23 protein-coding genes are annotated in these 23586 nt (G+C 61.7%); 19 read left to right on the top strand and 4 right to left on the bottom strand.

Translation table 11 applies throughout. The features are described from left to right. Positions 1 to 27: 27 nt before the first annotated feature. The 9 genes from DBR46_RS14310 (at position 28) to DBR46_RS14270 (ending at position 8645) form a co-directional block, all read left to right on the top strand. On the top strand, positions 28 to 813 hold the full coding sequence (locus tag DBR46_RS14310; RefSeq protein ID WP_124526711.1) for a TatD family hydrolase: 786 nt from the start codon (positions 28 to 30) through the stop codon (positions 811 to 813). A 429-nt stretch (positions 814 to 1242) separates the two neighbouring features. Further along, positions 1243 to 1896: a TetR/AcrR family transcriptional regulator gene (locus DBR46_RS14305; RefSeq protein WP_124526710.1), complete on the top strand. Its 654-nt coding sequence runs from the start codon at positions 1243 to 1245 to the stop codon at positions 1894 to 1896. A 115-nt stretch (positions 1897 to 2011) separates the two neighbouring features. After that, a complete protein-coding gene (locus DBR46_RS14300; protein WP_124526709.1) occupies positions 2012 to 2980 on the top strand; it encodes a GTP 3',8-cyclase MoaA in 969 nt (322 codons plus the stop codon). Between the two features lie 218 nt (positions 2981 to 3198). Then, the gene (locus DBR46_RS14295) at positions 3199 to 3804 is read left to right on the top strand and encodes a DUF4823 domain-containing protein (protein WP_124526708.1); all 606 of its coding nucleotides are present in this window, start codon (positions 3199 to 3201) and stop codon (positions 3802 to 3804) included. Positions 3805 to 3820: 16 nt separating this feature from the next. After that, entirely contained in the window at positions 3821 to 4381 is a 561-nt protein-coding gene (locus tag DBR46_RS14290) for a DUF1285 domain-containing protein (RefSeq protein WP_124526707.1), read from the top strand. A 70-nt stretch (positions 4382 to 4451) separates the two neighbouring features. Continuing rightward, positions 4452 to 5165, top strand: coding sequence for a GntR family transcriptional regulator (locus DBR46_RS14285; RefSeq protein ID WP_124526706.1), 714 nt, complete (start codon positions 4452 to 4454; stop codon positions 5163 to 5165). Continuing rightward, positions 5162 to 6163: an ADP-ribosylglycohydrolase family protein gene (locus DBR46_RS14280; RefSeq protein WP_124526705.1), complete on the top strand. Its 1002-nt coding sequence runs from the start codon at positions 5162 to 5164 to the stop codon at positions 6161 to 6163. Before DBR46_RS14285 ends, DBR46_RS14280 begins: the two co-directional genes overlap by 4 nt. A 117-nt stretch (positions 6164 to 6280) precedes the next feature. Further along, a complete protein-coding gene (locus DBR46_RS14275) occupies positions 6281 to 7747 on the top strand; it encodes a cytosine permease (RefSeq protein ID WP_124526704.1) in 1467 nt (488 codons plus the stop codon). Continuing rightward, positions 7740 to 8645: a PfkB family carbohydrate kinase gene (locus DBR46_RS14270; RefSeq protein WP_124526703.1), complete on the top strand. Its 906-nt coding sequence runs from the start codon at positions 7740 to 7742 to the stop codon at positions 8643 to 8645. Before DBR46_RS14275 ends, DBR46_RS14270 begins: the two co-directional genes overlap by 8 nt. Positions 8646 to 8784: 139 nt before the next feature. Here DBR46_RS14270 and DBR46_RS14265 read toward each other — a convergent pair whose 3' ends face one another. Both DBR46_RS14265 and DBR46_RS14260 read right to left on the bottom strand, forming a co-directional pair. Then, positions 8785 to 9105 carry a hypothetical protein gene (locus tag DBR46_RS14265; RefSeq protein ID WP_124526702.1) on the bottom strand — a complete coding sequence of 107 codons (321 nt, stop codon included), beginning with the start codon at positions 9103 to 9105 and terminating at the stop codon, positions 8785 to 8787. A 34-nt stretch (positions 9106 to 9139) separates the two neighbouring features. Further along, positions 9140 to 10342, bottom strand: coding sequence for an MFS transporter (locus DBR46_RS14260; protein ID WP_124526701.1), 1203 nt, complete (start codon positions 10340 to 10342; stop codon positions 9140 to 9142). 184 nt (positions 10343 to 10526) lie between these two features. On the opposite strand from DBR46_RS14260, the gene DBR46_RS14255 reads away from it, so the two are divergent. The 6 genes from DBR46_RS14255 to DBR46_RS14230 all read left to right on the top strand — a co-directional run bounded on the left by DBR46_RS14255 (position 10527) and on the right by DBR46_RS14230 (position 16542). Beyond that, entirely contained in the window at positions 10527 to 11006 is a 480-nt protein-coding gene (locus DBR46_RS14255) for a GNAT family N-acetyltransferase (protein WP_010208407.1), read from the top strand. 238 nt (positions 11007 to 11244) lie between these two features. Further along, positions 11245 to 12066, top strand: a complete 822-nt coding sequence (locus DBR46_RS14250) for an SDR family oxidoreductase (RefSeq protein WP_124526700.1) — start codon at positions 11245 to 11247, stop codon at positions 12064 to 12066. 30 nt (positions 12067 to 12096) lie between these two features. Then, positions 12097 to 13077: a substrate-binding domain-containing protein gene (locus DBR46_RS14245; protein WP_124526699.1), complete on the top strand. Its 981-nt coding sequence runs from the start codon at positions 12097 to 12099 to the stop codon at positions 13075 to 13077. Further along, positions 13074 to 14573: an L-arabinose ABC transporter ATP-binding protein AraG gene (araG, locus tag DBR46_RS14240; protein ID WP_124526698.1), complete on the top strand. Its 1500-nt coding sequence runs from the start codon at positions 13074 to 13076 to the stop codon at positions 14571 to 14573. The genes DBR46_RS14245 and araG overlap by 4 nt, the downstream gene beginning before the upstream one ends. A 17-nt stretch (positions 14574 to 14590) precedes the next feature. After that, on the top strand, positions 14591 to 15556 hold the full coding sequence (gene araH, locus DBR46_RS14235) for an L-arabinose ABC transporter permease AraH (RefSeq protein WP_124526697.1): 966 nt from the start codon (positions 14591 to 14593) through the stop codon (positions 15554 to 15556). Between the two features lie 182 nt (positions 15557 to 15738). After that, a complete protein-coding gene (locus DBR46_RS14230; protein ID WP_124526696.1) occupies positions 15739 to 16542 on the top strand; it encodes an IclR family transcriptional regulator in 804 nt (267 codons plus the stop codon). Here the strand turns inward: DBR46_RS14230 and DBR46_RS14225 are convergent, their stop codons facing one another. Next, positions 16543 to 17595, bottom strand: a complete 1053-nt coding sequence (locus DBR46_RS14225; RefSeq protein WP_124526695.1) for an NAD(P)-dependent alcohol dehydrogenase — start codon at positions 17593 to 17595, stop codon at positions 16543 to 16545. It abuts the gene before it with no gap. A gap of 180 nt (positions 17596 to 17775) precedes the next feature. Here DBR46_RS14225 and DBR46_RS14220 point away from each other — a divergent pair, with 180 nt between their 5' ends. Further along, a complete protein-coding gene (locus tag DBR46_RS14220) occupies positions 17776 to 18669 on the top strand; it encodes an AraC family transcriptional regulator (protein ID WP_124526694.1) in 894 nt (297 codons plus the stop codon). A 172-nt stretch (positions 18670 to 18841) separates the two neighbouring features. Here the strand turns inward: DBR46_RS14220 and DBR46_RS14215 are convergent, their stop codons facing one another. After that, entirely contained in the window at positions 18842 to 20506 is a 1665-nt protein-coding gene (locus DBR46_RS14215; RefSeq protein ID WP_124526693.1) for an electron transfer flavoprotein-ubiquinone oxidoreductase, read from the bottom strand. 506 nt (positions 20507 to 21012) lie between these two features. Between DBR46_RS14215 and DBR46_RS14210 the strand changes: the two genes are divergently transcribed. The 3 genes from DBR46_RS14210 (at position 21013) to DBR46_RS14200 (ending at position 23583) form a co-directional block, all read left to right on the top strand. Continuing rightward, positions 21013 to 21762, top strand: a complete 750-nt coding sequence (locus DBR46_RS14210; protein ID WP_017138339.1) for an electron transfer flavoprotein subunit beta/FixA family protein — start codon at positions 21013 to 21015, stop codon at positions 21760 to 21762. A 2-nt stretch (positions 21763 to 21764) separates the two neighbouring features. Continuing rightward, positions 21765 to 22694, top strand: a complete 930-nt coding sequence (locus DBR46_RS14205; protein WP_124526692.1) for an electron transfer flavoprotein subunit alpha/FixB family protein — start codon at positions 21765 to 21767, stop codon at positions 22692 to 22694. Between the two features lie 73 nt (positions 22695 to 22767). Then, positions 22768 to 23583, top strand: coding sequence for an ABC transporter substrate-binding protein (locus tag DBR46_RS14200; RefSeq protein WP_124526691.1), 816 nt, complete (start codon positions 22768 to 22770; stop codon positions 23581 to 23583). The last annotated feature ends 3 nt before the right edge of the window (positions 23584 to 23586 follow it).

The following is a 23586-nucleotide window of genomic DNA, read 5'->3' as shown; positions in this document are numbered from 1 at the left end:
TCTCTGTGATTTAAGTCGTAACTACCTATGCTCGTAGATTCCCATTGCCACCTCGACCGCCTCGACCTTGCCCAGCACGGCGGCTCCCTTGACGCCGCCCTTGAAGCAGCGCGCCAGCGCGGGGTAGGGCACTTCCTGTGTATCGGCGTCAGCGCCGACAACGCCGCCGACGTCAAAGCCCTGGCCGAGCGTTATGCCGATGTGGACTGCTCGGTGGGCATCCACCCGCTGGACCTCAAGCCCGGCGAAGCCCCGGCCCTCGACTGGTTGCTGGGTGAGCTCAACCACCCGCGCGTGGTGGCGATTGGCGAAACCGGCCTGGACTACCACTACGAACCCGAAGCCGCCGAGTTGCAGCAGGCCTCGTTCCGCCTGCACCTGCAAGCCGCCCAGCAGACCGGCAAACCGGTGATCGTCCACACCCGTGGCGCCCGCGCCGACACCCTGGCCCTGCTGCGCGAAGCCGCGCTGCCCCAGGCCGGCGTGCTGCATTGCTTTACCGAAGACTGGGACATGGCCAAGGCGGCCCTGGACCTGGGTTTCTACATTTCCCTGTCGGGGATTGTTACCTTCCGCAATGCCGACGCCCTGCGTGACGTGGCGCGCCAAGTGCCGGCCGACCGCCTGCTGGTGGAAACCGACTCACCGTACCTGGCGCCCATCCCCCATCGCGGCAAGCCGAACCTGCCCGAGTACGTACGGGATGTGGCGGATTACCTGGCGATGTTGCGCGGTGAGTCCGTTGAACGCTTTGCCGAACAGACGACCGAGAACTTCAAGCGCCTGTTCCCGTTGGCCCACGTTAAATCGTAGGCAAAAAAAACCCGGGTTCTGGGGGGTGAATCCGGGCTAAGACCATTAGGAGTAAAACAGGGCACACAGTCCGTCGGTACCCAGGGTCAACGCGTCACTTGGGGGAGATGCCGCGCCGACAGTTCAAGTATTGATCAGTATCTGATTCAGTCCAGTCGCGACTGGTCGTTTTTTAAACAGATTTGGAATACGCCCGCTTCGCTTGAGTTCTCATTAAGCGGGTGCACAGGTGCCGTTGTTGCGTATTATTTCTGACTGCAAGCGAGGAAATCGTTGGCGCGCTGAAACTTAAGTGTGCGGCGGGTTCACATAGGCGTTGCCCAACGACCGTTCAGTCGGGATAATCCCTCGCACCGGGTAAATCGTATCGCCACGTGATCGTGGCCCTGCGCAACCCTCCCCACAGTCACCTTTGCAGACCTCTTTCTCATGCACAAAGAACCCCGTAAGGTCCGTGAGTTTCGCCGCCGTGAGCAGGAAATTCTCGACACCGCGCTCAAGTTGTTTCTCGAACAAGGTGAAGACAGCGTCACCGTCGAGATGATCGCGGATGCCGTGGGTATCGGCAAAGGCACGATCTACAAGCACTTCAAGTCCAAGGCCGAGATCTACCTGCGCCTGATGCTCGACTACGAGCGCGACTTGAACGAGCTGCTGCACTCGGCCGATGTGGACAAGGACAAGGAAGCCCTGTCCCGCGCCTACTTCGAATTCCGCATGCGCGACCCGCAGCGCTACCGCCTGTTCGACCGCCTGGAAGAGAAGGTGGTCAAGGGCCATCAGGTGCCGGAGATGGTCGAGGAGCTGCACAAGATCCGCGCCTCGAACTTCGAACGCCTGACCCTGCTGATCAAGGGCCGCATCAGCGAAGGCAAGCTGGAAGACGTGCCGCCGTATTTCCACTACTGCGCCGCCTGGGCGTTGGTGCACGGCGCCGTGGCGCTGTACCACTCGCCGTTCTGGAGCAATGTGCTGGAAGATCAGGAAGGTTTCTTCCAGTTCCTGATGGATATCGGCGTGCGCATGGGCAACAAGCGCAAGCACAGCAGCGAATTGCCACCGGCTGAACCACCGGCTGCGTAAGGATTTACTGCCAGACGCAGTACCCCAGGAATATACTCAGGCAAGGACTCTTGCTAAAAGCTGATTTATCAGTCAGCTTTTAGCGCGCCCGAATCATCCTCTGCCGGAGTGATCCATGATCGTTGATCGTCAAGGCAGGCGTTTTCGCAATTTGCGGATCAGCCTGACCTCAGCCTGCAATTATGCGTGTACCTACTGCGTGCCCAACGGCAAGCGGCTGGTGGCTGCCCAGGACGAACTCTCGGCCGAGGCCATGGCGCGGGGCGTCGAGTATCTGATCGAAGCGGCAGGCATCGACCGCCTGCGCATCACCGGCGGCGAGCCGCTGGTCAGCCCCAAGCTGGAAGCCTTCATGGGCGCAGTGGGGCAGATGGGCCTCAGTGACATCAGCCTGACCACCAACGGCCAACTGCTGGCGCGCAAACTGCCGCTGCTGGTGGATGCCGGCATCAAGCGCATCAACGTCTCCCTCGACACCCTGGACGCCGACGCCTTCCGTAGCATCGCCCGTGGCGGCGACCTCGCCACTGTGCTCGACGGCATGGACCAAGCCCGCGCTGCCGGGATCAAGATCAAGGTCAACATGGTGCCGTTGCGCGGCCAGAACCTGGACCAGGTGATGCCGCTGCTCGACTACTGCCTGGAACGTGGCTACGAGCTGCGCTTTATCGAATTGATGCGCATGGGCCACCTGGCCAAGGATTCCAATGCGTTTTTGCAGCAATTCGTCAGTTTGCAGCAGTTGCTCAGCCTGATTGGCGAGCGCCACGAATACCTGCAAGCCAATGCCCCGGTGGACGCCACCGCCGTGCGTTATGAAATCCCCGGCCAGGGCTACTTCGGCGTGATCGCCAATGAAAGCGTGCCGTTCTGTCGGACCTGTTCGCGCCTGCGCCTGTCGTCTACCGGCTGGCTGCATGGCTGCCTGTCATCCAGCAACCGCCACTACGTCGGCGACCTGCTGGACAAGCCGCGCCACCAGGCATTGCCGGCGCTGCAAGGGCTGCTGATGAAAGCCTTGGGCGACAAGCAGGAAGTGGCGTTTTCGGGCGGTGCGACGATCATGAAGATCATCGGCGGCTGACGCGATGTTCGCCCCCCACATTCCCTTGTGGGAGCGGGCTTGCTCGCGAAAGCGGTGTATCAGTCGGCACATCTGTTTCTGACACACCGCATTCGCGAGCAAGCCCGCTCCCACACAAGCCCGCTCCCACATTTGATTTATGGTGTGCTCAAGTGGCGCAAAACCTGCATCTCACGCCCATTCGCCGGTTTTCCGTCACCGGCTTCTGGAGGATTAGGATGCGTAGTCTGGTTTTGTTGCTGGCGTCATTGACGCTGAGTGGTTGCATGACCGTCAGCGATATGGCCGAAGGCACCCGCTATCAGATGAGCGACGCCGGGTTGCTGGACCACAGCGATACCCGTCGCTCCGCCTCGATCCGCGTGCAGCCGGATTCCTTTATCTTTATCGCCCAGGGCGCCTTCGTGCCGCCCGGCAGCGCCTATCCGCGTCCGAACGTGGTGGCCGAAGAAGCCTTCAACGGCTTTATCGAGTATTTCCCCATGGTGCGCCGCGCCCGCCAGCCGGAAGGCCTGGAACAGGCGATGGCCGAAGCCCGTGCCGCCGGCGCCCATTACCTGCTGTACTGCCGTTTCGCCAAGGCGGATGACCGGATCGGCAACGCCGACGAGTGGGCCGACCAGGAAGCCCTCGACCGCGTCGGCCTCGACAGCGGCGTGATCCAGATCATGTTGATCGAGACCAGCACCCAGTATTTGATTGATACTGCACGCATTCGCAGCCGTGGCGGTTTACTGACGTTCCACGACAACAGGCCACAAGACCTGATCGCTCGCCCACTCGCACAGTACGCGCGAAGCTTGCTGGGCATGAGCGATCAATAAACCACAGGAGATGCCCATGACCGATTCCGCCAAGGCCAACGATCTGTTGGCCCAACTGCCCAAGGGCAAGGGACCGGCGCCGGTGCACCTGTGGAACCCGGATTTCTGCGGCCATATCGACATGCGCATCGCCCGCGATGGCACCTGGTTCTACCAGGGCACGCCGATCGGGCGTAAGCCGATGGTCAAGCTGTTCTCCAACATCATCCGCCGCGATGGCGATGATTACTTCCTGATCACCCCCGTGGAAAAAGTCGGCATCAGCGTCGAAGATGCGCCGTTCGTCGCGCTGACCCTCGAGGTCGAAGGGCAGGGCGAAAGCCAGGTGCTGCGCTTTACCACCAATGTCGACGAGACGATCGAAGCCGGCCTGGAACATCCGTTGCGTGTGGTCATCGACCCGCTTACCGAGGAGCCTTCACCGTATCTGCGGGTACGCACCAACCTCGAAGCCCTGGTGCATCGCAACGTGTTCTACCAATTGGTGGACCTGGCGGTGACTCGTCCGATCAACGGTCAGAACTGGCTGGGCGTCTGGAGTGGCGGGGAGTTTTTCCCCATTGGCCTGGAACCCTGAGGCCGGTTTTTTCATCTCCCTGAAATAATTCGCTTGCTGCCAATGGCGGCTTTCGGTTATCAATTTGTACATGATTAGACATGTCCGATTTGATAAGAAAAAACGCGTCGTCGACGAACTGATCCGCCGTATCGAAGGTGGGGTGATGGCCGACGGCTTCCTGTTGCCTGGCGAGCACCAACTGGCCGAAGAGTTTTCGGTCAGTCGCGGCACCTTGCGTGAAGCCCTCGCCGAACTCAAACGACGCAACTACATCGCCACCCAAAGCGGCGTCGGCTCCATCGTCACCTTTGACGGCATGGTGCTCGACCAACGCAGCGGCTGGGCCCAGGCCCTGGCTGACACCGGTGCGCGGGTTAGCACCGATATCCTGCGCCTCGAAGCCGTGACCCGGCCTGACTTGCTCAGCCGTTTCGGCAGCGATCAATTCATTGCCCTCGACCGCCTGCGCTACACCAGCGATGGCACCGCCGTGTCCCTGGAGCGCTCGTTGATGCCGGCGTCCGGTGGCCTGGAGAGCCTGCCAACAGTCGGCCTGATCGAGAGCTCGCTGACCATCACGCTGGCGGCCTACGGCTATGTCGGCGCTGAAGGTGACCAATGGATCGGCGCCGAGCCCCTCAGTGCCGAAGACGCCGAGCTGCTCGGCCGTCCGGCCGGCAGTGTGTTTCTCAAGGCCTCGCGCACCACCTATGACCGTCGCGAGCGCTTTATGGAATACGTCGAAAGCTTGCTCGATCCTCTGCACTTTCGCCTGCACCTGCAATTTGGGAGTTCGAAATGACCCCGCACAACCGCGCCCTCGGCGCGTTCTATGGCCTGGCTTTGGGCGACGCCCTGGGCATGCCGACCCAGTCCTTGAGCCGCGAGCAAGTGCGCGCCCGCTTCGGTGCCATCACCGCTCTGGAAGATGCCGGCGCCGACCAACCCATCGCGCCAGACATGCCCGCCGGTTCCATCACCGATGACACTGAGCAGGCGATCCTGGTGGGCGAGTTGCTGGTAGAAGGCCAAGGCCGCATCGAACCCACCGTGCTTGCCCAGCGCCTGATCGACTGGGAGGCGGTGATGCGCGCCAAGGGCTCCCAGGATTTGCTCGGCCCCTCGACCAAACGCGCGATCGACATGATCCTCGCCGGCCACACGCCGGAAGAGTCCGGGCGTTATGGCACCACCAATGGCGCGGCGATGCGTATCACGCCCGTCGGTATTGCCGCCGATGTCAGCGACCCCGCGCACTTTATCCAGGCCGTGATCCAGGCGTGCCAGGTCACCCACAACACCAGCCTGGGCATCTCCAGCGCCGCCGCCGTGGCGGCCGTGGTCTCGGCCGGCATCAACGGCGTGGACCTGGGCGAAGCACTGAACATCGGCACCCAGATTGCCCAGCAGGCCGAGCACCATGGCCACTGGATCGCTGGCGGGCGCATCTCCACCCGTATCAGCTGGGCGCGCACCTTGAGTGTCGGCAGTGGTGATAAAGCCTTGTTTGCCGATTTGCTCTACGAGTTGATCGGCACCTCGGTTGCGTCCCAGGAGTCGGTGGTGGTGTCGTTTGCCCTGGCCCAGCAAGTGGCGGTGGGCGAGATGAATGCCTTCGAAGCCCTGTGCCTGGCCGCCAGCCTTGGCGGCGACACCGACACCATCGCCGCGATTCTCGGCGCCATGCTGGGTGCCTGCCTGGGCATGCAGTGCTGGCCGCAGGAGATGGTGGAGCAGGTCAAGCGGGTGAATGGTTTGGACTTGCAGCCGCTGGTCGAAGGGCTGCTCGCAATTCGATAAGCGCCACCGATAAAAATGTGGGAGCCAGCTCCCACAGAAGCCAGCTCCCACATTCAACCGAGTTGAATAGAACCTCTGCCACAACCACAACAATATCGGCACCCGGAGTATCCCTTCATGAGCAACACCTCTTCCGGCCAAAGCGCCGGGCAACTGGAAACACGCGGCATCGAGCCGGTCCCGGAAGGCGAGTGCAACGGCCATCCGCTGCAACTGTTCTGGGTATGGTTCGCGGCCAATATCAGCATCCTCGGTTTGCCCTTGGGCGCGACGCTGGTGGCGTTTCGTGGCCTGGCCATCTGGCAGGCGATCATCGTTGCGATCCTTGGCGCGGCCGGTTCGTTCGCCGTGGTGGGCATCATCTCTATCGCCGGCCGGCGTGGGCGTGCGCCGAGCCTGACGCTGTCCCGGGCGATCTTCGGCGTGCGCGGCAATATCGGCCCGACGCTGGTCTCGCTGATGTCGCGCCTGGGTTGGGAAACTGTTAACACCACCACCGCCGCCTTCGTGCTGCTGTCGTTGTGCTCGATCCTGTTTGGTTCGCCCGTCGCCGCGAAAAGCGCACCCCTGCTGACCCTGCTGTTTATCGCCATTTTTGTGCTGCTGACCCTGGCAGTGTCCGGTCTGGGCCACGCCACTTTGCTGGTGATCCAGAAGTGGGCGACCTACGTGTTCGGCGCGCTGAACCTGCTGGTGGGCGGCTTCCTGTGCGCCACCATCGACTGGAGCGCCGTGTTCAATGCGACCCCGGCGCCGCTCAGCGCGATGATCATCGGCGTCGGCACCATGGCGGCTGGCACCGGGATTGGTTGGGCCAACGCCGGTGCCGACATGTCGCGTTACCAGCGCCGCAGCGTCAAGGCCGTGCGCCTGGTGGCGTCGGCGGCGTTTGGCGCGGGCATTCCGCTGGTGTTGCTGATCACCCTCGGCGGCCTGCTGTCGGTGGGCAACAATGACCTGGCCTCGGCCACCGACCCGATCATCGCGATCCGCGATATGCTGCCGACCTGGATGGCCGTGCCGTACCTGATCACGGCCTTCGGCGGGTTGCTGCTGTCCAACAACCTCTCGGTGTACTCGGCGGGCCTCACCACCTTGACCCTCGGCTTGAAGGTCAAGCGCGTGCACGCGGTGATCGTCGATATCGTCGCGATCTTTGCCGGTTCCATCTACTTCATGCTGATCGCCGACAGCTTCTACGGCCCATTCATCACCTTCATCTCGCTGCTGGCGGTGCCAATTACCGCGTGGGTCGGGATCTTCGTGGTCGACCTGATCCACCGTCACTACTACAGCCCCAAGGACTTGCTGGACGTCAGCCCCAGCAGCGCCTACTGGTATCGCGGCGGCGTGGAATGGCGTGCGTTCGGCGCGTGGGCGGTGGCGATTGTGCTGGGCTTCAGCTTCACCACCATTGGTACCACCGCCGAAAATATCTGGTTCGCCGGGCCGCTGTCTGACTCCTGGTTGGGCCACAACGGCCTGGGTTGGATCGTGACTTTCCTGGTGGCCGGTGGGATTTATGCGGTACTGGGCGGCGCGGCTGATCGTCGCCCGGCGTTAGTTGAGAGCCACCATGTCTAGATTGCTGCATACCGGCCAGGTCATCGTCGACCTGGTCATGGCCCTGGATTCCCTGCCCGTCAGCGGCGGCGATGTGCTGGCGCGGTCTGCCAGTTTTGAAGCCGGCGGCGGTTTCAACGTGATGGCCGCCGCCAAGCGCAATGGCTTGCCGGTGGTGTACCTCGGGCGCCACGGCAATGGCCGTTTTGGCGACCTGGCGCGCGCGGCGATGCAGGCCGAAGGCGTGGAGATGGCCCTGGTGGCCAGCACCGATAAAGACACCGGCTTATGTGTGTCTCTGACCGAGGCGAGCACCGAGCGCACGTTCATTTCCCACCTCGGCGCCGAGGGAGATTTGAGCGCCGAGGATTTGGCCGGCGTGCTGCCGCGTGCGGACGACTATGTCTACGTCAGCGGCTACAGCTTGTTGCTGGACGGCAAGGCGCAGGCGTTGCTCGATTGGTTGCTGGCGCTGCCGCGTGAGATCCGCGTGGTGTTCGACCCGGGCCCGCTGGTCAGGGCGGTGGATTCGCCGTTGATGGTCGCGTTGCTGCCGCGCATCGATATCTGGACCAGCAACGGCCCGGAAGCCTTGGCATTTACCGGTGCGGATTCGCTGGCGCAAGCCTTGGGCGACCTGCAACGCCATCTGCCCGAGGGCGCATTGCGCGTGGTTCGGGATGGGCCGAACGGCTGCTGGGTGAACGAGCAACACGTGCCGGGCTTCAAGGTGAAGGCCGTGGACAGCAATGGTGCAGGGGACGCCCATGCGGGTGTGTTTATCGCTGGGTTGGCGAGTGGCTTGACGCCCGCCCAAGCGGCGCGCCGAGCGAATGCCGCAGCGGCGCTGGCCGTGACACGCTGGGGCCCGGCCACATCACCCGGCACTGCCGAAGTAGACGCGCTTCTCACTGAATAAACCCAATCAAAAACTGTGGGAGCGGGCTTGCTCGCGAAGGCGGTGTATCAGTCAATTAATGTGTGGCTGACACACCGCATTCGCGAGCAAGCCCGCTCCCACAAAAGCCCGCCACAGTCTGGCTGTGTGTGCGACGAAACTACTCTGCCGGCTGCTTCGGCGCACCCGGCAGGTTGTCATCCTTGTGCACCTTCGGCTCATTCACCGCCGGCCCCATCTTGCCATTGCCCACGGCAGCGGGTGCCTGGCGCTGGGTGTCCTGGCCTTTGGTGTGCGGGTCGGCACTGTTGCTGTTGTCGACGGCGCCGCCGTTGATCTCCATGCCGGTGCCCATGGATTTCTGGGTCTCGCTGGTAGACGGGTTGGTCGGGCCGGTGGACGACGTGGCCGCAAAACCACTCAGGGAAACCGCAGACAACAGGCCGGTGAGGGCGAGGGCAGCAAACTGGGAATGCTTCATGAGTGTGTCTCCTTAGGATGATTGTCCTTACCCTCTATTGGTCCGCCCCCATCGGCTGTTGGTGCCTGGCTGGCGACGAACGGCGCCAGATCAGCCGCACCACGGTGATCAACCAATTGCACAGCGCCACTGCCACGACCGTCAGCAGCAAGGTCGTCAGCCCGTATTCGACGATGATCCGCCCCGCCAGCAACGGAAACCCGAACACCCCGACAAAGTAGCCCAGGCTGAACAGCAACAGCGCCTGGGGCGTGGTGCCCGCCGGTGCTTCATTGGCCACCAACCCGTTGATCACCGAGTACGTCAGGCCGTAACCCACGCCCAAGGTGACCGCCGCCAGCAGGTAACTGAAGGGCCCCGACACCGTGAAGCCAAACATCAATACCGACAGCAGCATCAGCCCCGACAACACACACGCCGCGGCGTAGGCATCACGCTTGACCACCCACCCGGCGATCAGCAAGCGGCTGGTGATCGCCGCGCTCAGGAAGCCGCCAAAGAACAGCGAATAGTCCAGCGCGTGCGCCGCCGCATAGCTGGTCTGGAACGACGACAACCCGCCAAACACGCAACCGCCGAGGCCGACCATGATGATCGCGAACGCTGCTTTGGAGGACAGCACCTGGCGCGTGGCGGCCCAGGAGATTTTCGCCACTGTCGCTTCCTGCTTGAGATGCCGGCTCAGGCGCCAAAACACCAGCACCCCAACCAGGCTGGCCAGTGCGGCGATGTAAAACGCCGTGGTCAGCGGCAACCCCAGCGCACTCGCCGCACGCCCCAGCAATGGCCCGGCACCGATGCCACTCATCATGCTGCCCGACAGCAACGCGAAGTACTTGGCCCGTTGCTCTGGTGCAACCAACATCGCGACGATGATCGGACCCAAGGTATAGAACACCCCCCAACCCAGGCCCAAGGCCAGGCCAAACACCCGCAAGCCCTGGCCAAAGCCGGGCATCAGCGCAAATCCCAGGCAGGCCACCACCAACAGCAAGCCCATCCCGGCAATCGTGCGGGCCGCGCCCCATGCATCGGATAAGTGCCCGGAGATCATCACCGCCACAAAAGTGCTGAGCATCGCCGTGGAAATCACACTGCCCGCATCGTGCTCGTCACCGCCGCGTGTATGAATCAGCAGCGACAGCAAAAAGGTCGAGCCGTAAGACAGCGACAGCAAAAAACTGGCAAGGCAAAACAGGGCGAACAGCTTGGTGCTCACCGGGGATGAGGCATGCATGGGAAGGCCTGGACGTCGTTGGAATTATGCGCAACTTTTTACCATGCACGCGCAGGGCGATTGTTGTGTGGTTGCTGGTGCCAGCGTTACCAGGTGACGGAGTAACGGTGCCTATCAAAATGCACTGCAATCAGTCATCAAACCCCCTTAGTATGTGTGCTTTGCAATTGCCCAAGGCTCGCCCATGACCATCGAGATTCGCCCCGCCGTGCCCAGCGATGCTGCGCAGATCCTGACTTTCATCACCGAACTGGCCGAGTACGAGAAGGCCCGGCACGAAGTGATCGCCAGCGTGGTGGACATCGAGCGCAGCCTGTTCAGCGAGGGCGCCACCGCCCATGGCCTGATCTGTTTGCGCGACGGCTTGCCGATTGGTTTCGCGGTGTTCTTTTTCAGCTATTCCACGTGGCTGGGCAGCAACTGCCTGTACCTCGAAGACCTCTACATCAACCCGGAACAACGCGGCGGCGGGGCAGGCAAGAAGTTGCTGCGCCACCTGGCCAAGATCGCTTTTGACAACGGTTGCGGGCGGTTCGAGTGGAGCGTGCTGGACTGGAACGAACCGGCGATTGCCTTTTACAAATCCATTGGCGCGCAGCCGCAGGAAGAGTGGGTGCGTTATCGCATGGAAGGCGATGCGCTGCGGGATTTTGCGCTGGGTTGAAAATACCCTCCCGAAAGCATTGAAGATCAAAATGTGGGAGCGGGCTTGCTCGCGAATGCGGTGGGCCAGTCAATTAATGTGTGACTGACACACCGCATTCGCGAGCAAGCCCGCTCCCACATTTTTTTGCATTTTGCTCATAATGTGGGATGCAAATTTATATATTGAGATGTTTCAAAAGATCGGTTTATAGTCGCCTGCATCAGCACTCACTACCAAAAATAAAACAGGTGAAGCGATGCAGGCACAACCGTTGTCACTCCCCGCCGTGCCCGAGCCAACCTATGGCGAGCGGCTCAAAGACAAGGTGGTGATCATCACCGGCGCCGCCCAAGGCATTGGCGAGGCCATCGTCGCGTGCTTCCAGGCCCAGCAGGCGCGCCTGGTCATCGCCGATATCCAGGCCGAAAAGGTCGAGAAAGTCGCCGCCCACTGGCGCGAACGCGGCGCTGAAATCTACGCGCAACCCGTCGATATCACCTCAAACGAGCAATGGCAGTCGCTGGTCAACCTGGCCATCGCACGCTTCGGTCGCGTCGACGTGCTGGTCAACTGCGCCGGGGTCAACGTGTTCCGCGACCCGCTGCAAATGAGCGACGAAGACTGGCGCCGTTGCTTCGCCATCGACCTCGACGGCGCCTGGTTCGGCTGCCGCGCGGTGTTGCCGCACATGATTGCGCAGGGCATCGGCAACATCATCAATATCGCCTCCACCCATTCCAGCCACATCATTCCCGGCTGCTTTCCCTATCCTGTGGCCAAGCATGGCCTGCTCGGCCTGACCCGGGCGCTGGGCATCGAATACGCGCCCAAGGGCATCCGCGTGAATGCCATCGCGCCGGGCTATATCGAGACCCAACTCAACGTCGATTACTGGAACGGCTTTGCCGACCCCCACGCCGAGCGCCAGCGCGCCTTCGACCTGCACCCGCCCAAGCGCATCGGCCAACCGGTCGAGGTGGCGATGACCGCGCTGTTTTTGGCCACCGACGAGGCGCCCTTTATCAATGCCACCTGCCTGATGATCGATGGCGGGCGGTCTGTGATGTACCACGACTAACACTTTTCCAATAACAAGAAGAGGTGGTTCATGTTGAAGAAGACACTCGGCACCCTGGCCCTTGCGATGGCCTTCAGCGGTGTGGCATTCGCCGAAGAAGTGAAGATCGGCTTCCTGGTCAAGCAGGCCGAAGAGCCGTGGTTCCAGACCGAATGGGCCTTCGCCGAAAAAGCCGGCAAGGAACACGGGTTCACGGTGATCAAGATTGCCGTGCCCGATGGCGAGAAAACCCTGTCGGCCATCGACAGCCTCGCCGCCAACGGCGCCAAGGGCTTTGTGATCTGCCCACCGGACGTGTCCCTCGGCCCTGCCATTGTCGCCAAGGCCAAGGCCAACGGCCTGAAAGTGATGGCGGTGGATGATCGCTTCGTCGATGCCAAGGGCAACTTCATGGAAGACGTGCCGTACCTCGGTATGGCGGCGTTTGAAGTGGGCCAGAAGCAGGGCGCGGCCATGGCCGCCGAAGCGAAAAAACGCGGCTGGGACTGGAAAGACACCTACGCCGTGATCAACACCTACAACGAACTCGACACCGGTAAAAAACGCACCGACGGCTCGATCAAATCCCTCGAAGACGCCGGCATTCCCAAGGACCACATCCTCACCGCCGCGCTGAAAACCCTCGATGTTCCCGGCAGCATGGACGCCACCAACTCGGCCCTGGTCAAACTGCCCAGCGCCGCGAAAAACCTGATCATCGGCGGCATGAACGACAACACCGTGCTCGGCGGCGTACGCGCCACCGAAAGCGCCGGCTTCAAGGCGGCCAATGTGATCGGTATCGGCATCAATGGCACCGACGCCATCGGTGAATTGAAGAAAGCCGACAGCGGCTTCTTTGGCTCCATGCTGCCGAGTCCGCACATCGAGGGCTACAACACCGCGCTGGCGATGTACGAGTGGGTCACCACCGGCAAGGAGCCCGCGAAGTACACGGCCATGGACGAAGTGACCCTGATCACCCGCGCCAACTTCCAGGAAGAACTGACCAAGATCGGGCTGTGGAAATGACCGGCGCGGCCCTGCGCTTCAACGGCATCGGCAAGGAGTTTCCCGGGGTCAAGGCTCTGGCGCAGATCAGCTTTGAAGCGCGGCCGCATCAAGTGCATGCGCTGATGGGCGAGAACGGCGCGGGCAAGTCGACGTTGCTGAAGATTCTAGGCGGCGCCTACATTCCCAGCAGCGGCACGCTGCACATCGGCGAGCAGACGATGGCCTTCAAAAACGCCGCCGACAGCATCGCCAGCGGCGTGGCGGTGATCCACCAGGAACTGCACCTGGTGCCGGAAATGACCGTGGCCGAGAACTTGTTCCTCGGGCATTTGCCCTCGCGGTTTGGCGTGGTCAATCGGGGGCAGTTGCGCAAGCAAGCCCTCGCTTGCCTCAAGGGCCTGGCGGATGAAATCGACCCGGCGGAGAAGCTCGGTCGCCTGTCCCTGGGCCAACGCCAACTGGTGGAAATCGCCAAGGCGTTGTCCCGTGGCGCCCATGTGATCGCCTTTGATGAACCCACCAGCAGCCTCTCCGCGCGGGAAATCGACCGGCTGATGGCGATCATCACGCGCCTGCGCGATGAGGGCAAAGTGGTGCTCTACGTGTCCCACCGCATGGAAGAAGTGTTCCGCATCTGCAACGCGGTGACGGTGTTCAAGGACGGCCGTTTTGTACGCACCTTCGACGACATGAGCGCCCTGAGCCATGACCAGTTGGTGACCTGCATGGTCGGTCGCGATATTCACGACATCTACGATTATCGCCCGCGCGAGCATGCCGAGGTGGCGCTCAAGGCCAAGGATTTGCTCGGCCCCGGCTTGCGCGAGCCGATCAGTTTTCAGGTGCACAAGGGCGAGATCCTCGGCCTGTTCGGGTTGGTGGGGGCAGGGCGCACCGAGCTGTTTCGGTTGTTGAGCGGTTTGACCCGCAGCACCGCCGGAAGCCTGGAACTCTGTGGCAAAAAACTGCAACTGCATTCACCGCGCGATGCCATCGGCGCCGGGGTGTTGCTGTGCCCCGAGGATCGCAAGAAGGAAGGCATCATCCCGCTGTCCAGCGTTGCCGAAAACATCAATATCAGTGCCCGTGGCGCCCATTCCGCATTCGGTTGGCTGCTGCGTGAAGGCTGGGAAAAGGGCAACGCAGAGCATCAAATCAAGGCGATGAAAGTCAAGACGCCGAACGCCGAGCAGAAAATCATGTACCTCTCGGGCGGCAACCAGCAGAAGGCCATTCTCGGCCGCTGGCTGTCGATGCCGATGAAAGTCCTGCTGCTGGATGAACCCACGCGCGGTATCGATATCGGCGCCAAGTCGGAGATTTACCAGATCATCCATAACCTCGCAGCTCAAGGTATTGCGGTGATCGTGGTGTCCAGCGACCTGATGGAAGTGATGGGCATCAGCGACCGCATCCTGGTGATGAGCGAAGGCGCCCTGACCGGCGAGTTGAACCGTGATCAGGCGGATGAAGCGCGGCTGTTGCAACTGGCTCTCCCGCGTTCGCGGGCTTGAAGAATTCGAGGTGAATGATGTCCGACGTAAAAACTGCAAAGGGTTTCTGGCCGGGTTTCAACCAGCGCAAGTTCCTCGATGACTGGGTGATGCTGCTCGCGGCGCTGGGCATTTTTGTGCTCAGCGCGCTGTTTATCGACAACTTTCTTTCGCCGCTGAACATGCGCGGCCTGGGCCTGGCGATTTCTACTGTCGGCATTGCGGCGTGCACCATGCTGTTCTGCCTGGCGTCGGGGCACTTCGACTTGTCGGTGGGCTCGGTGATTGCTTGCGCCGGCGTGGTGGCGGGCATCGTGATTCGTGATACCGACAGCGTGGTGCTCGGCGTGTCGGCGGCGTTGGCCATGGGCCTGGTGGTGGGGCTGATCAACGGCATCGTCATTGCCAAGCTGCGCATCAACGCGTTGATCGCGACGCTGGCGACCATGCAGATTGTGCGGGGCCTGGCGTACATCTTCTCCAACGGCAAGGCGGTGGGGGTGATGGATGAGCGCTTCTTCGTGTTCGGCAACGGCCAACTGCTGGGCGTGCCGGTGCCGATCATCATCACCGTGCTGTGCTTTGTGTTCTTCGGCTGGCTGCTGAACTACACCACCTACGGGCGCAACACCATGGCCATTGGCGGCAACCAGGAAGCCGCGTTGCTGGCGGGGGTGAACGTTGATCGCACCAAGATCATCATCTTTGCCGTGCACGGCTTGATTGGTGCGTTGGCGGGGGTGATCCTCGCCTCACGCATGACCTCGGGCCAGCCGATGATTGGCCAGGGGTTCGAGTTGACGGTGATTTCGGCGTGCGTGCTGGGCGGGGTGTCGTTGAGCGGGGGGATCGGCATGATCCGGCATGTGATTGCCGGGGTGTTGATTTTGGCGATCATTGAGAATGCGATGAACCTGAAGAACATCGATACCTTTTACCAGTATGTGATTCGGGGCTCGATCTTGCTGTTGGCGGTCATCATTGACCGCATGAAACAACGCTAAGCCATGCCATGTGAGGACTAAATGTGGGAGCGGGCTTGCTCGCGAATGCGGTGGGCCAGCTAGCTCATCAGGTGACTGACACACCGCATTCGCGAGCAAGCCCGCTCCCACATTTTGATCTTCGCTGTGCTCAGGTTCAGCTTTTGCCATAATGCCCGCGCTTTCACACTTATAGGCCCGACATGCAGGAAAACGCCCCCACCCCCACCAAAGACACCGCCCCCACCGGCACCCAGACCCTGCTCCGTGGCCTGGGCGTGGTGCATGCGGTGGCGGCCGGTGCGCGGGATCTCAAAGAGATCGCCAAGCGCATCGGCACCACCCGCAGCACCACCCACCGCCTGGCCAGTTGCCTGGTGGAGGAGCGTTACCTGCGCGTGGTGCCGCAAGTCGGTTACCTGTTGGGGCCGAAGCTGATCGAGCTGGGTTTCCAGGCGCGTGAAGAACTGCCATTGGTGACGCTGGCGGTGCCGTACCTGGACGAGTTGTCGGCGCTGACCGGTGACACCATCCACCTGGCAATCCGCGAATACGACGACGTGCTCTACCTGCACAAGAACCCCGGCCGCAACGGCCCGGAAATGCGCTCGCGGGTCGGCCATCGCATGCCGCTGGCGCGCACCGGTATCGGCAAGGCGTTGTTGTTGGATGACCCGGTAGACGAGTGGCAGCGCCTGTACGACGTCAGCCAGCCGGCTGCCGGCAAAAGCCTGCAGTGGCCGCAGCACCCGGAGCAATCCTGGGCGCAGTTCGAGCAGCGCATGCGCGAATACGTGGTGGGTGGTTTTGCGTTCGATCTGGAAGACAACGAACCGTCGATCCGTTGTGTCGCGGCACCGGTGCGCGATGCCAGCCGGCGAATTGTCGCCGGCATCAGCATCGCCAGTACCGTGCCCTACATGCCGCTGGAAAAAATGGCCGAGCTGATCCCTGTGATCAAACAGGTCGCAGCCCGGCTGTCAGCGGAGTTGGGCGCGAAGGCCTGATCAGGCCTTCAGGGTCGCCATGTCGATGACAAAGCGGTACTTCACATCACCGGCGATCATCCGGCTGTAGGCTTCGTTGATGTTGCGGATGTCGAGCATTTCGATGTCGCAGCTGATGCCGTGTTCGGCGCAGAAATCCAGGACTTCCTGGGTTTCGGCAATGCCACCGATCAGCGAACCGGCCAGCACTTTGCGGCCGAGGATCAGCTTGGCGGCGTTGACCGGTGGGTCCACCGGTTCGATCAGGCCCACCAAAATATGCACACCGTCAAAACGCAGCACGTCGAGGTAAGGGTTGAGGTCGTGCTGCACCGGGATGGTGTCCAGCAGGAAATCGAACTGCCCGGCAGCGGCTTGCATCTGCGCGTCGTCGGTGGACACGATCACATGGTCGGCGCCCTGGCGACGGCCTTCCTCGGCCTTGCTCGCGGAACGGGTGAACAGGGTCACCTCAGCGCCAATCGCCTTGGCCAGCTTGATGCCCATATGGCCCAGGCCGCCCATGCCCAATACACCGACTTTGTCGCCGGCCTTGATCCCGTAGTGCTTGATCGGCGAGTACATAGTCACGCCTGCGCAGAGGATCGGCGCGGCGCTGGCCAGGTCGAGCGTGGCCGGGATCTTCACCACGAAGTGCTCGCTGACGACGATGCTGTCGGAGTAGCCGCCCATGGTGTTGCTGCCGTCGACGCGGTCCGGGGTGGCGTAGGTCATGGTCGGGCCTTCGAGGCAGTATTGCTCCAGGTCCGATTTGCACGCGTCGCAGTGGCGGCACGAATCGACCATGCAGCCCACACCGACCAGGTCGCCGACTTTATGCGCGGTGACATTGGCGCCGACCGCGGTGACCTTGCCGACGATCTCGTGGCCCGGCATCAGCGGGTACACGGCGATGCCCCACTCGTTGCGTGCCTGGTGGATGTCGGAGTGGCACACGCCGCAGTAGAGGATCTCGATCGCCACATCATCCACGCGCGGGCTGCGGCGCTGGAACGACATGGGGGCGAGGGGAGTGGTGGCCGACTGGGCGGCATAACCGATGGCGGTGTACATGGGGAACCTCGCAAAAACAATCACAGGAGAGGCGGCGCATTCTCCGCGCCGGGCCAGGGTGCGGCCATGGCGATTGCTCCGAGTCTCATGCCTATTCGTCCGGGAGTGCCCTGTGTTTGGATTTATGTGTCGCCAGACCTGCGATGATGCTCTCATCCCTTTTTCGCGAAGTTTTTTGCCATGTTGTTGACCCGCCATCTCGACGCCAACGCCACGCTGGTCTCCTTGATCGAGGGGCTGACGCCCTGCGACGGTTTCTCCCCGACGAACCTGCCGGGCGTGAAGGTGTTGCGCGCCAGTTGCGATGTGGCACGCGGGCCGCAGATCTATGAGCCGAGCCTGATGTTCGTGGCCCAGGGCAGCAAACTCGCCTATCTGGGCCCGCGCACGCTGGAGTATGGCGCCGGGCATTACCTGATCCAGGCCATGCCGGTGCCGTTCGAGTGCGAGACGTTTGCCATGGCGCCGGACGCGCCGCTGTACGGGGTGACGGTGGGCATCGACCGCGTGGTATTGGGCGAGTTGGTGATGGCCATGGGCATTCAGGCCGGGCCGCCGCCGACGGCGCAGACGTTGGAGTCGATGAGCTCAGTGGTGCTTGATGATGCCATGCGCGGCTGCGTCGAGCGGCTGTTGCAGTGCCTGCACGATCCGCTGGAAAGCCGGATCATGGGCCCGGCGCGGGTGCGTGAATTGTTGTTCACCGCGCTGCGCGGGCCGCAGGCGGATGTGTTGCGCGCGTTGGTGGAGCAGCAAGGGCAGTTTTCGCGGATTGCCACGTCGTTGAACCACCTGCATGCGCATTTCGACGAGCCGCTGAATATCGAGACGTTGGCCGGGTATGCGCACATGAGTGCGTCGACCTTTCATGAGCATTTCAAGCGCTGCACGTTGTTGTCGCCGGTGCAGTATCTGAAGCGTCTGCGGTTGTTGAAGGCGCAGCAGTTGCTGCTGGTGGAGGGGATGGGCGTGGCGCAGGCGGCGCACAGTGTGGGGTATCAGAGTACGTCGCAGTTCAGCCGCGAATATAAGCGCTACTTCGAGCGCAACCCCGGCGAAGAGCGGGCGGCGTAGGTCTTGCTGGCTCAACACGGTCAATGTGGGAGCTGGCTTGCCTGCGATAGCGGTGGGTCAGCCACATATCGGGTACTGATACACCGCTATCGCAGGCAAGCCAGCTCCCACAATTGACACGCGTTGTGTCAGCTATAAAAAAAGGCTCCCATCTGGGAGCCTTTTTTTGGGCTTACATATTCGGGTAAGTCGGCCCACCCGCGCCTTCCGGCGTAACCCACGTGATGTTCTGCGAAGGGTCCTTGATGTCACAGGTCTTGCAGTGCACGCAGTTCTGGGCGTTGATCTGGAAGCGCTTCTCGCCATCTTCCTTGGTGATCACCTCATACACGCCGGCCGGGCAGTAGCGCTGCGCCGGTTCATCGTAGAGCGGCAGGTTGGTGCCGATCGGGATGCTCGGGTCTTTCAACTTCAAGTGGCACGGCTGCTCTTCTTCATGGTTGGTGCTGGAGAGGAACACCGAGCTCAGCTTGTCGAAGCTCAGCTTGCCGTCGGGTTTCGGGTAGTCGATCTTCTGGCTGTCTTTCGCAAGCTTCAAGCAGGCGTAGTCCGGCTTGGTGTCGTGCAAGGTGAACGGCATCTTGCCGCCGAGGATGTTCTGGTCGAACCAGTTGAAGCCGGCGCCGATGATCGGGCCGAACTTGTGCATCGCCGGGCCGAAGTTGCGGCTGGCGAACAGTTCTTCGTACAACCAGCTGGATTTGAAACTCTCGACGTAAGCGGTCAGTTCGTCACCGCCCTCGGAGTCGGCGAACAGGCGGTCGGCCACGGCGTCGGCAGCGAGCATGCCGGACTTCATCGCGGTGTGGCTGCCCTTGATCTTGGCGAAGTTCAGGGTGCCGAGGTCGCAACCGATCAGCGCGCCGCCGTTGAAGACCATCTTCGGCAGCGAGTTCAGGCCGCCTTTGCAGATGGCGCGGGCGCCGTAGCTGATGCGCTTGCCGCCTTCCAGGTACTGGGCCAGCACCGGGTGATGCTTGAGGCGCTGGAACTCGTCGAACGGCGACAGGAAGGTGTTGCTGTAGGACAGGTCGACGATCAGGCCCACGACCACCTGGTTGTTTTCCAGGTGATAGAGGAACGAGCCACCGGTGTTTTCGGCGCTCATGATGTCCAGCGGCCAGCCGGCGGTGTGCACCACCAGGCCTGGCTGATGCTTGGCCGGGTCGATTTCCCAGATTTCTTTCAGGCCGATGCCGTAGTGCTGGGCGTCGGCGTCGCTGTCCAGGTTGAAACGCTGGATCAGTTGCTTGCCGATGTGGCCGCGGCAGCCTTCGGCGAACAGCGTGTACTTGCCACGCAGCTCCATGCCTGGGGTGTACACGCCTTCTTTCGGATTGCCTTCGCGGTCGACGCCGAGGTCACCGGTGATGATCCCGCGTACCACGCCGTTTTCGTCGAACAGCGCTTCCTGGGCGGCGAAGCCTGGGTAGACTTCCACGCCCAGGTTCTCGGCCTGCTGGGCCAGCCAGCGGCACAGGTTGCCCAGGGAGATGATGTAGTTGCCTTCGTTGTGCATGGTCTTGGGCACAAAGAAGTCGGGAACCTTGGTGGAGGCTTCGGGGCTGCGCAGTACATAGATGTCATCGCGCACCACGGGGGTGTTGAGCGGGGCGCCGAGTTCTTTCCAGTCCGGGAACAATTCGTTCAGGGCCCGGGGTTCAAACACCGCACCGGAGAGGATGTGTGCGCCGACTTCGGAGCCTTTCTCGACCACGCAGACGCTGATTTCCTTACCGGCTTCGGCGGCCTTCTGCTTCAGTCGGCAGGCGGCAGACAGGCCCGCCGGGCCAGCGCCGACGATGACCACGTCGAATTCCATGTATTCGCGTTCCACAGGTTATCTCCTACTCAAGGCTCAACAGGCTTTTTTTCTAATGGGGTGGAGGTTTGGTGTCGTCTGGCGCGAAGGCCCGACCCACCTTTCTCTCTAGGTGGCGCATTATATATAGACCACTGCTAGCGTCCAATACAAACGTTTGTTTGAATTGGCCGCAGGCTAGGTAAATCAAAGCAACGCGGCTTATGACTGGCTATTTTGGCGTATTGACCAGAATAGGCGTTCCGGTCAATATACGGTCGGTTTTGCGCTTACCGTAGGCAGACAGCGGGTTTCAAGAGCACGTCCAAAGACAGGCAAAAGGCATGCGTGCCCAAATGATGGCGCGCAGTTTACACGCCGCGATAAAGAATGACCTCTCAGTCACCACTGACGAACGGTCATCACTTCCCGTGAGCAAGGTCACAGCCGAAGGTTTTGGAGGTGCCCTTGTGTGCCGATGAGCATCAACCGCCAGGTTCGCCTAGGCGACTTTCTTTTCACCGGAGAGTAACGAGGAATCCATGAAGGTTCTTGTAGCTGTCAAACGCGTTGTCGATTACAACGTGAAAGTTCGCGTCAAGGCGGACAATTCCGGCGTCGATCTTGCTAACGTCAAGATGTCGATGAACCCTTTCTGTGAAATCGCCGTGGAAGAAGCCGTACGCCTGAAAGAAAAAGGCGTGGCAACTGAAATCGTCGTGGTTTCCATCGGTCCTACCACTGCTCAAGAGCAGCTGCGTACCGCCCTGGCACTGGGTGCCGACCGCGCCATCCTGGTTGAGTCTGCCGAAGACCTGACCTCCCTGGCCGTGGCCAAGCTGCTCAAGGCCGTTGTCGACAAGGAACAGCCTCAGCTGGTGATCCTGGGCAAACAAGCCATCGACAGCGACAACAACCAGACTGGCCAGATGCTGGCTGCACTGACCGGTTACGGCCAGGGCACCTTCGCGTCCAAGGTTGAAGTGAGCGGCGACAGCGTAGCGGTCACCCGTGAAATCGACGGCGGCGCCCAGACCGTTTCCCTGAAACTGCCGGCCATCGTCACCACCGACCTGCGTTTGAACGAGCCGCGCTACGCGTCCCTGCCAAACATCATGAAAGCCAAGAAGAAGCCGCTTGAGTCGGTTACTCCTGAAGCTTTGGGCGTTTCCACCGCCTCCACCAACAAGACTGTAAAAGTTGAAGCACCGGCTGCCCGCAGCGCGGGCATCAAGGTCAAGTCGGTGGCTGAACTGGTCGAGAAACTGAAAAACGAAGCGAAGGTAATCTAAAAATGACTATCTTGGTAATCGCTGAACACGACAACAAGGTTGTGGCCCCGGCCACCCTGAACACCGTGGCTGCTGCCGCCAAAATCGGTGGCGATATTCACGTGCTGGTTGCCGGCCAAGGCGCTGGCGCCGTGGCTGAAGCCGCCGCGAAAATCGCTGGCGTGAGCAAGGTACTGCTGGCCGACAACGCCGCGTACGCTCACCAGCTGCCGGAAAACGTCGCGCCGCTGATTGCAGAGCTTGGCGCTGGCTACAGCCACATCCTGGCTGCCGCCACTTCCAACGGCAAAAACATCCTGCCACGCGTTGCCGCGCAGCTGGACGTTGACCAGATCTCCGAGATCATCTCGGTTGAAAGCGCTGACACCTTCAAGCGCCCGATCTACGCCGGTAACGCCATTGCCACCGTGCAATCGACCGCTTCGGTCAAAGTCATCACCGTGCGTGCCACCGGTTTCGACCCGGTTGCCGCCGAAGGTGGTTCGGCTGCCGTTGAAGCCGTCGCCGCTGCCCACGACGCTGGCACCTCCAGCTTTGTTGGCGAAGAGCTGGCCAAGTCGGATCGTCCTGAGCTGACCGCTGCCAAGATCGTCGTTTCCGGCGGCCGTGGCATGCAGAACGGTGACAACTTCAAGCACCTGTACGCCCTGGCCGACAAGCTGGGCGCTGCGGTCGGCGCTTCCCGCGCGGCCGTCGACGCAGGTTTCGTACCCAACGACATGCAGGTCGGCCAGACCGGCAAGATCGTTGCGCCACAGCTGTACATCGCGGTCGGTATCTCCGGCGCGATCCAGCACTTGGCCGGTATGAAAGACTCCAAAGTGATCGTTGCGATCAACAAGGACGAAGAAGCACCGATCTTCCAGGTGGCTGACTACGGCCTGGTCGCGGACTTGTTCGAAGCCGTACCTGAGTTGGAGAAGCTGGTCTAATCCAGCCGCTTCACTTATAAAGAGCCCGGTCCTTGTGACCGGGCTTTTTTTTGACTTGCTGGAGAGCTTCCCCATGGAATTGCGTCGCTGGACTGTACTGCTGGGCCTCACGCTGCTGCCAGGCCTGACGCTGGCCGCCGGCAAATGCGAACGCCTGGTCATTACCGGCAGCCCGGACGCACCGCCCTTGCTCTGGCGCGCCCCCCAAGACCCCACGCGCCTGATCGGTGCCACCGCCGATGTGTTGCAGCAAGTGGCCAAGGACCTCGGCCTCAAGGTTGACCTGCTGTACGGCGGCAAACGCTCCCTGGCCCTGGACGAAGTGCGCAGCGGGCGCATGGACATCCTCGCCGATGCGCCGCTGAACCTGGGCGAATTGGACACCCTCGACTACATCCACCCGGCGCTGGTGCAGACCGATTACCTGGTGTGGACACGCAAGGATTCGGCGCTGGCCTACACCACCGCCGCCGACCTGCACGGGCACAAGGGCGCGGTCTCGGAGCGTGCACGCTTGAGCGCCGGTTTCGAAACCTTCGCCGGCCAGCAACTCACCCTGCAACGCTTGCCCAGCTTGACGCCGGCCTTCCAGAAACTGCTGCTCGGCGAAGTGGACTACGTCCTCGCCGGACGTTACTCCGGCATGGCCATGGCCCAGACCCTGGGGATGAGCAATGACTTGATCGCGCGCGAAGTGCCGGTCGATCAGCCCGGCCTCTACCTGGCGATTTCCCACAACTCCGCCTGCAATGATCCGTGGCTGCGCGGACAGTTGGCCAAAAAGATGACAGAATTGTCGGCCTCCGGTGTGGCGCAAGCAGCGTTGCAGAGCAATCTGGAACGTTGGAAAGCGCAATTGCAGCAACCTGTCGGCACCCCAGCAAAGTAAGGA

It is taken from the genome of Pseudomonas sp. KBW05 (genome assembly GCF_003852405.1).
Lineage (GTDB): Bacteria > Pseudomonadota > Gammaproteobacteria > Pseudomonadales > Pseudomonadaceae > Aquipseudomonas.
Note: the sequence above shows the minus strand (reverse complement) of the source record. Positions and strands in the feature narration are given on the sequence as shown.

What these genes read in the sequence shown, in the direction of transcription:
- DBR46_RS14310 (WP_124526711.1), top strand. Translation starts at nt 28, where the DNA reads ATGCTCGTAGATTCCCATTGCCACCTCGACCGCCTCGACCTTGCCCAG.
- DBR46_RS14305 (WP_124526710.1), top strand. Translation starts at nt 1,243, where the DNA reads ATGCACAAAGAACCCCGTAAGGTCCGTGAGTTTCGCCGCCGTGAGCAG.
- DBR46_RS14300 (WP_124526709.1), top strand. Translation starts at nt 2,012, where the DNA reads ATGATCGTTGATCGTCAAGGCAGGCGTTTTCGCAATTTGCGGATCAGC.
- DBR46_RS14295 (WP_124526708.1), top strand. Translation starts at nt 3,199, where the DNA reads ATGCGTAGTCTGGTTTTGTTGCTGGCGTCATTGACGCTGAGTGGTTGC.
- DBR46_RS14290 (WP_124526707.1), top strand. Translation starts at nt 3,821, where the DNA reads ATGACCGATTCCGCCAAGGCCAACGATCTGTTGGCCCAACTGCCCAAG.
- DBR46_RS14285 (WP_124526706.1), top strand. Translation starts at nt 4,452, where the DNA reads ATGATTAGACATGTCCGATTTGATAAGAAAAAACGCGTCGTCGACGAA.
- DBR46_RS14280 (WP_124526705.1), top strand. Translation starts at nt 5,162, where the DNA reads ATGACCCCGCACAACCGCGCCCTCGGCGCGTTCTATGGCCTGGCTTTG.
- DBR46_RS14275 (WP_124526704.1), top strand. Translation starts at nt 6,281, where the DNA reads ATGAGCAACACCTCTTCCGGCCAAAGCGCCGGGCAACTGGAAACACGC.
- DBR46_RS14270 (WP_124526703.1), top strand. Translation starts at nt 7,740, where the DNA reads ATGTCTAGATTGCTGCATACCGGCCAGGTCATCGTCGACCTGGTCATG.
- DBR46_RS14265 (WP_124526702.1), bottom strand. Translation starts at nt 9,105, where the DNA reads ATGAAGCATTCCCAGTTTGCTGCCCTCGCCCTCACCGGCCTGTTGTCT.
- DBR46_RS14260 (WP_124526701.1), bottom strand. Translation starts at nt 10,342, where the DNA reads ATGCATGCCTCATCCCCGGTGAGCACCAAGCTGTTCGCCCTGTTTTGC.
- DBR46_RS14255 (WP_010208407.1), top strand. Translation starts at nt 10,527, where the DNA reads ATGACCATCGAGATTCGCCCCGCCGTGCCCAGCGATGCTGCGCAGATC.
- DBR46_RS14250 (WP_124526700.1), top strand. Translation starts at nt 11,245, where the DNA reads ATGCAGGCACAACCGTTGTCACTCCCCGCCGTGCCCGAGCCAACCTAT.
- DBR46_RS14245 (WP_124526699.1), top strand. Translation starts at nt 12,097, where the DNA reads ATGTTGAAGAAGACACTCGGCACCCTGGCCCTTGCGATGGCCTTCAGC.
- araG (WP_124526698.1), top strand. Translation starts at nt 13,074, where the DNA reads ATGACCGGCGCGGCCCTGCGCTTCAACGGCATCGGCAAGGAGTTTCCC.
- araH (WP_124526697.1), top strand. Translation starts at nt 14,591, where the DNA reads ATGTCCGACGTAAAAACTGCAAAGGGTTTCTGGCCGGGTTTCAACCAG.
- DBR46_RS14230 (WP_124526696.1), top strand. Translation starts at nt 15,739, where the DNA reads ATGCAGGAAAACGCCCCCACCCCCACCAAAGACACCGCCCCCACCGGC.
- DBR46_RS14225 (WP_124526695.1), bottom strand. Translation starts at nt 17,595, where the DNA reads ATGTACACCGCCATCGGTTATGCCGCCCAGTCGGCCACCACTCCCCTC.
- DBR46_RS14220 (WP_124526694.1), top strand. Translation starts at nt 17,776, where the DNA reads ATGTTGTTGACCCGCCATCTCGACGCCAACGCCACGCTGGTCTCCTTG.
- DBR46_RS14210 (WP_017138339.1), top strand. Translation starts at nt 21,013, where the DNA reads ATGAAGGTTCTTGTAGCTGTCAAACGCGTTGTCGATTACAACGTGAAA.
- DBR46_RS14205 (WP_124526692.1), top strand. Translation starts at nt 21,765, where the DNA reads ATGACTATCTTGGTAATCGCTGAACACGACAACAAGGTTGTGGCCCCG.
- DBR46_RS14200 (WP_124526691.1), top strand. Translation starts at nt 22,768, where the DNA reads ATGGAATTGCGTCGCTGGACTGTACTGCTGGGCCTCACGCTGCTGCCA.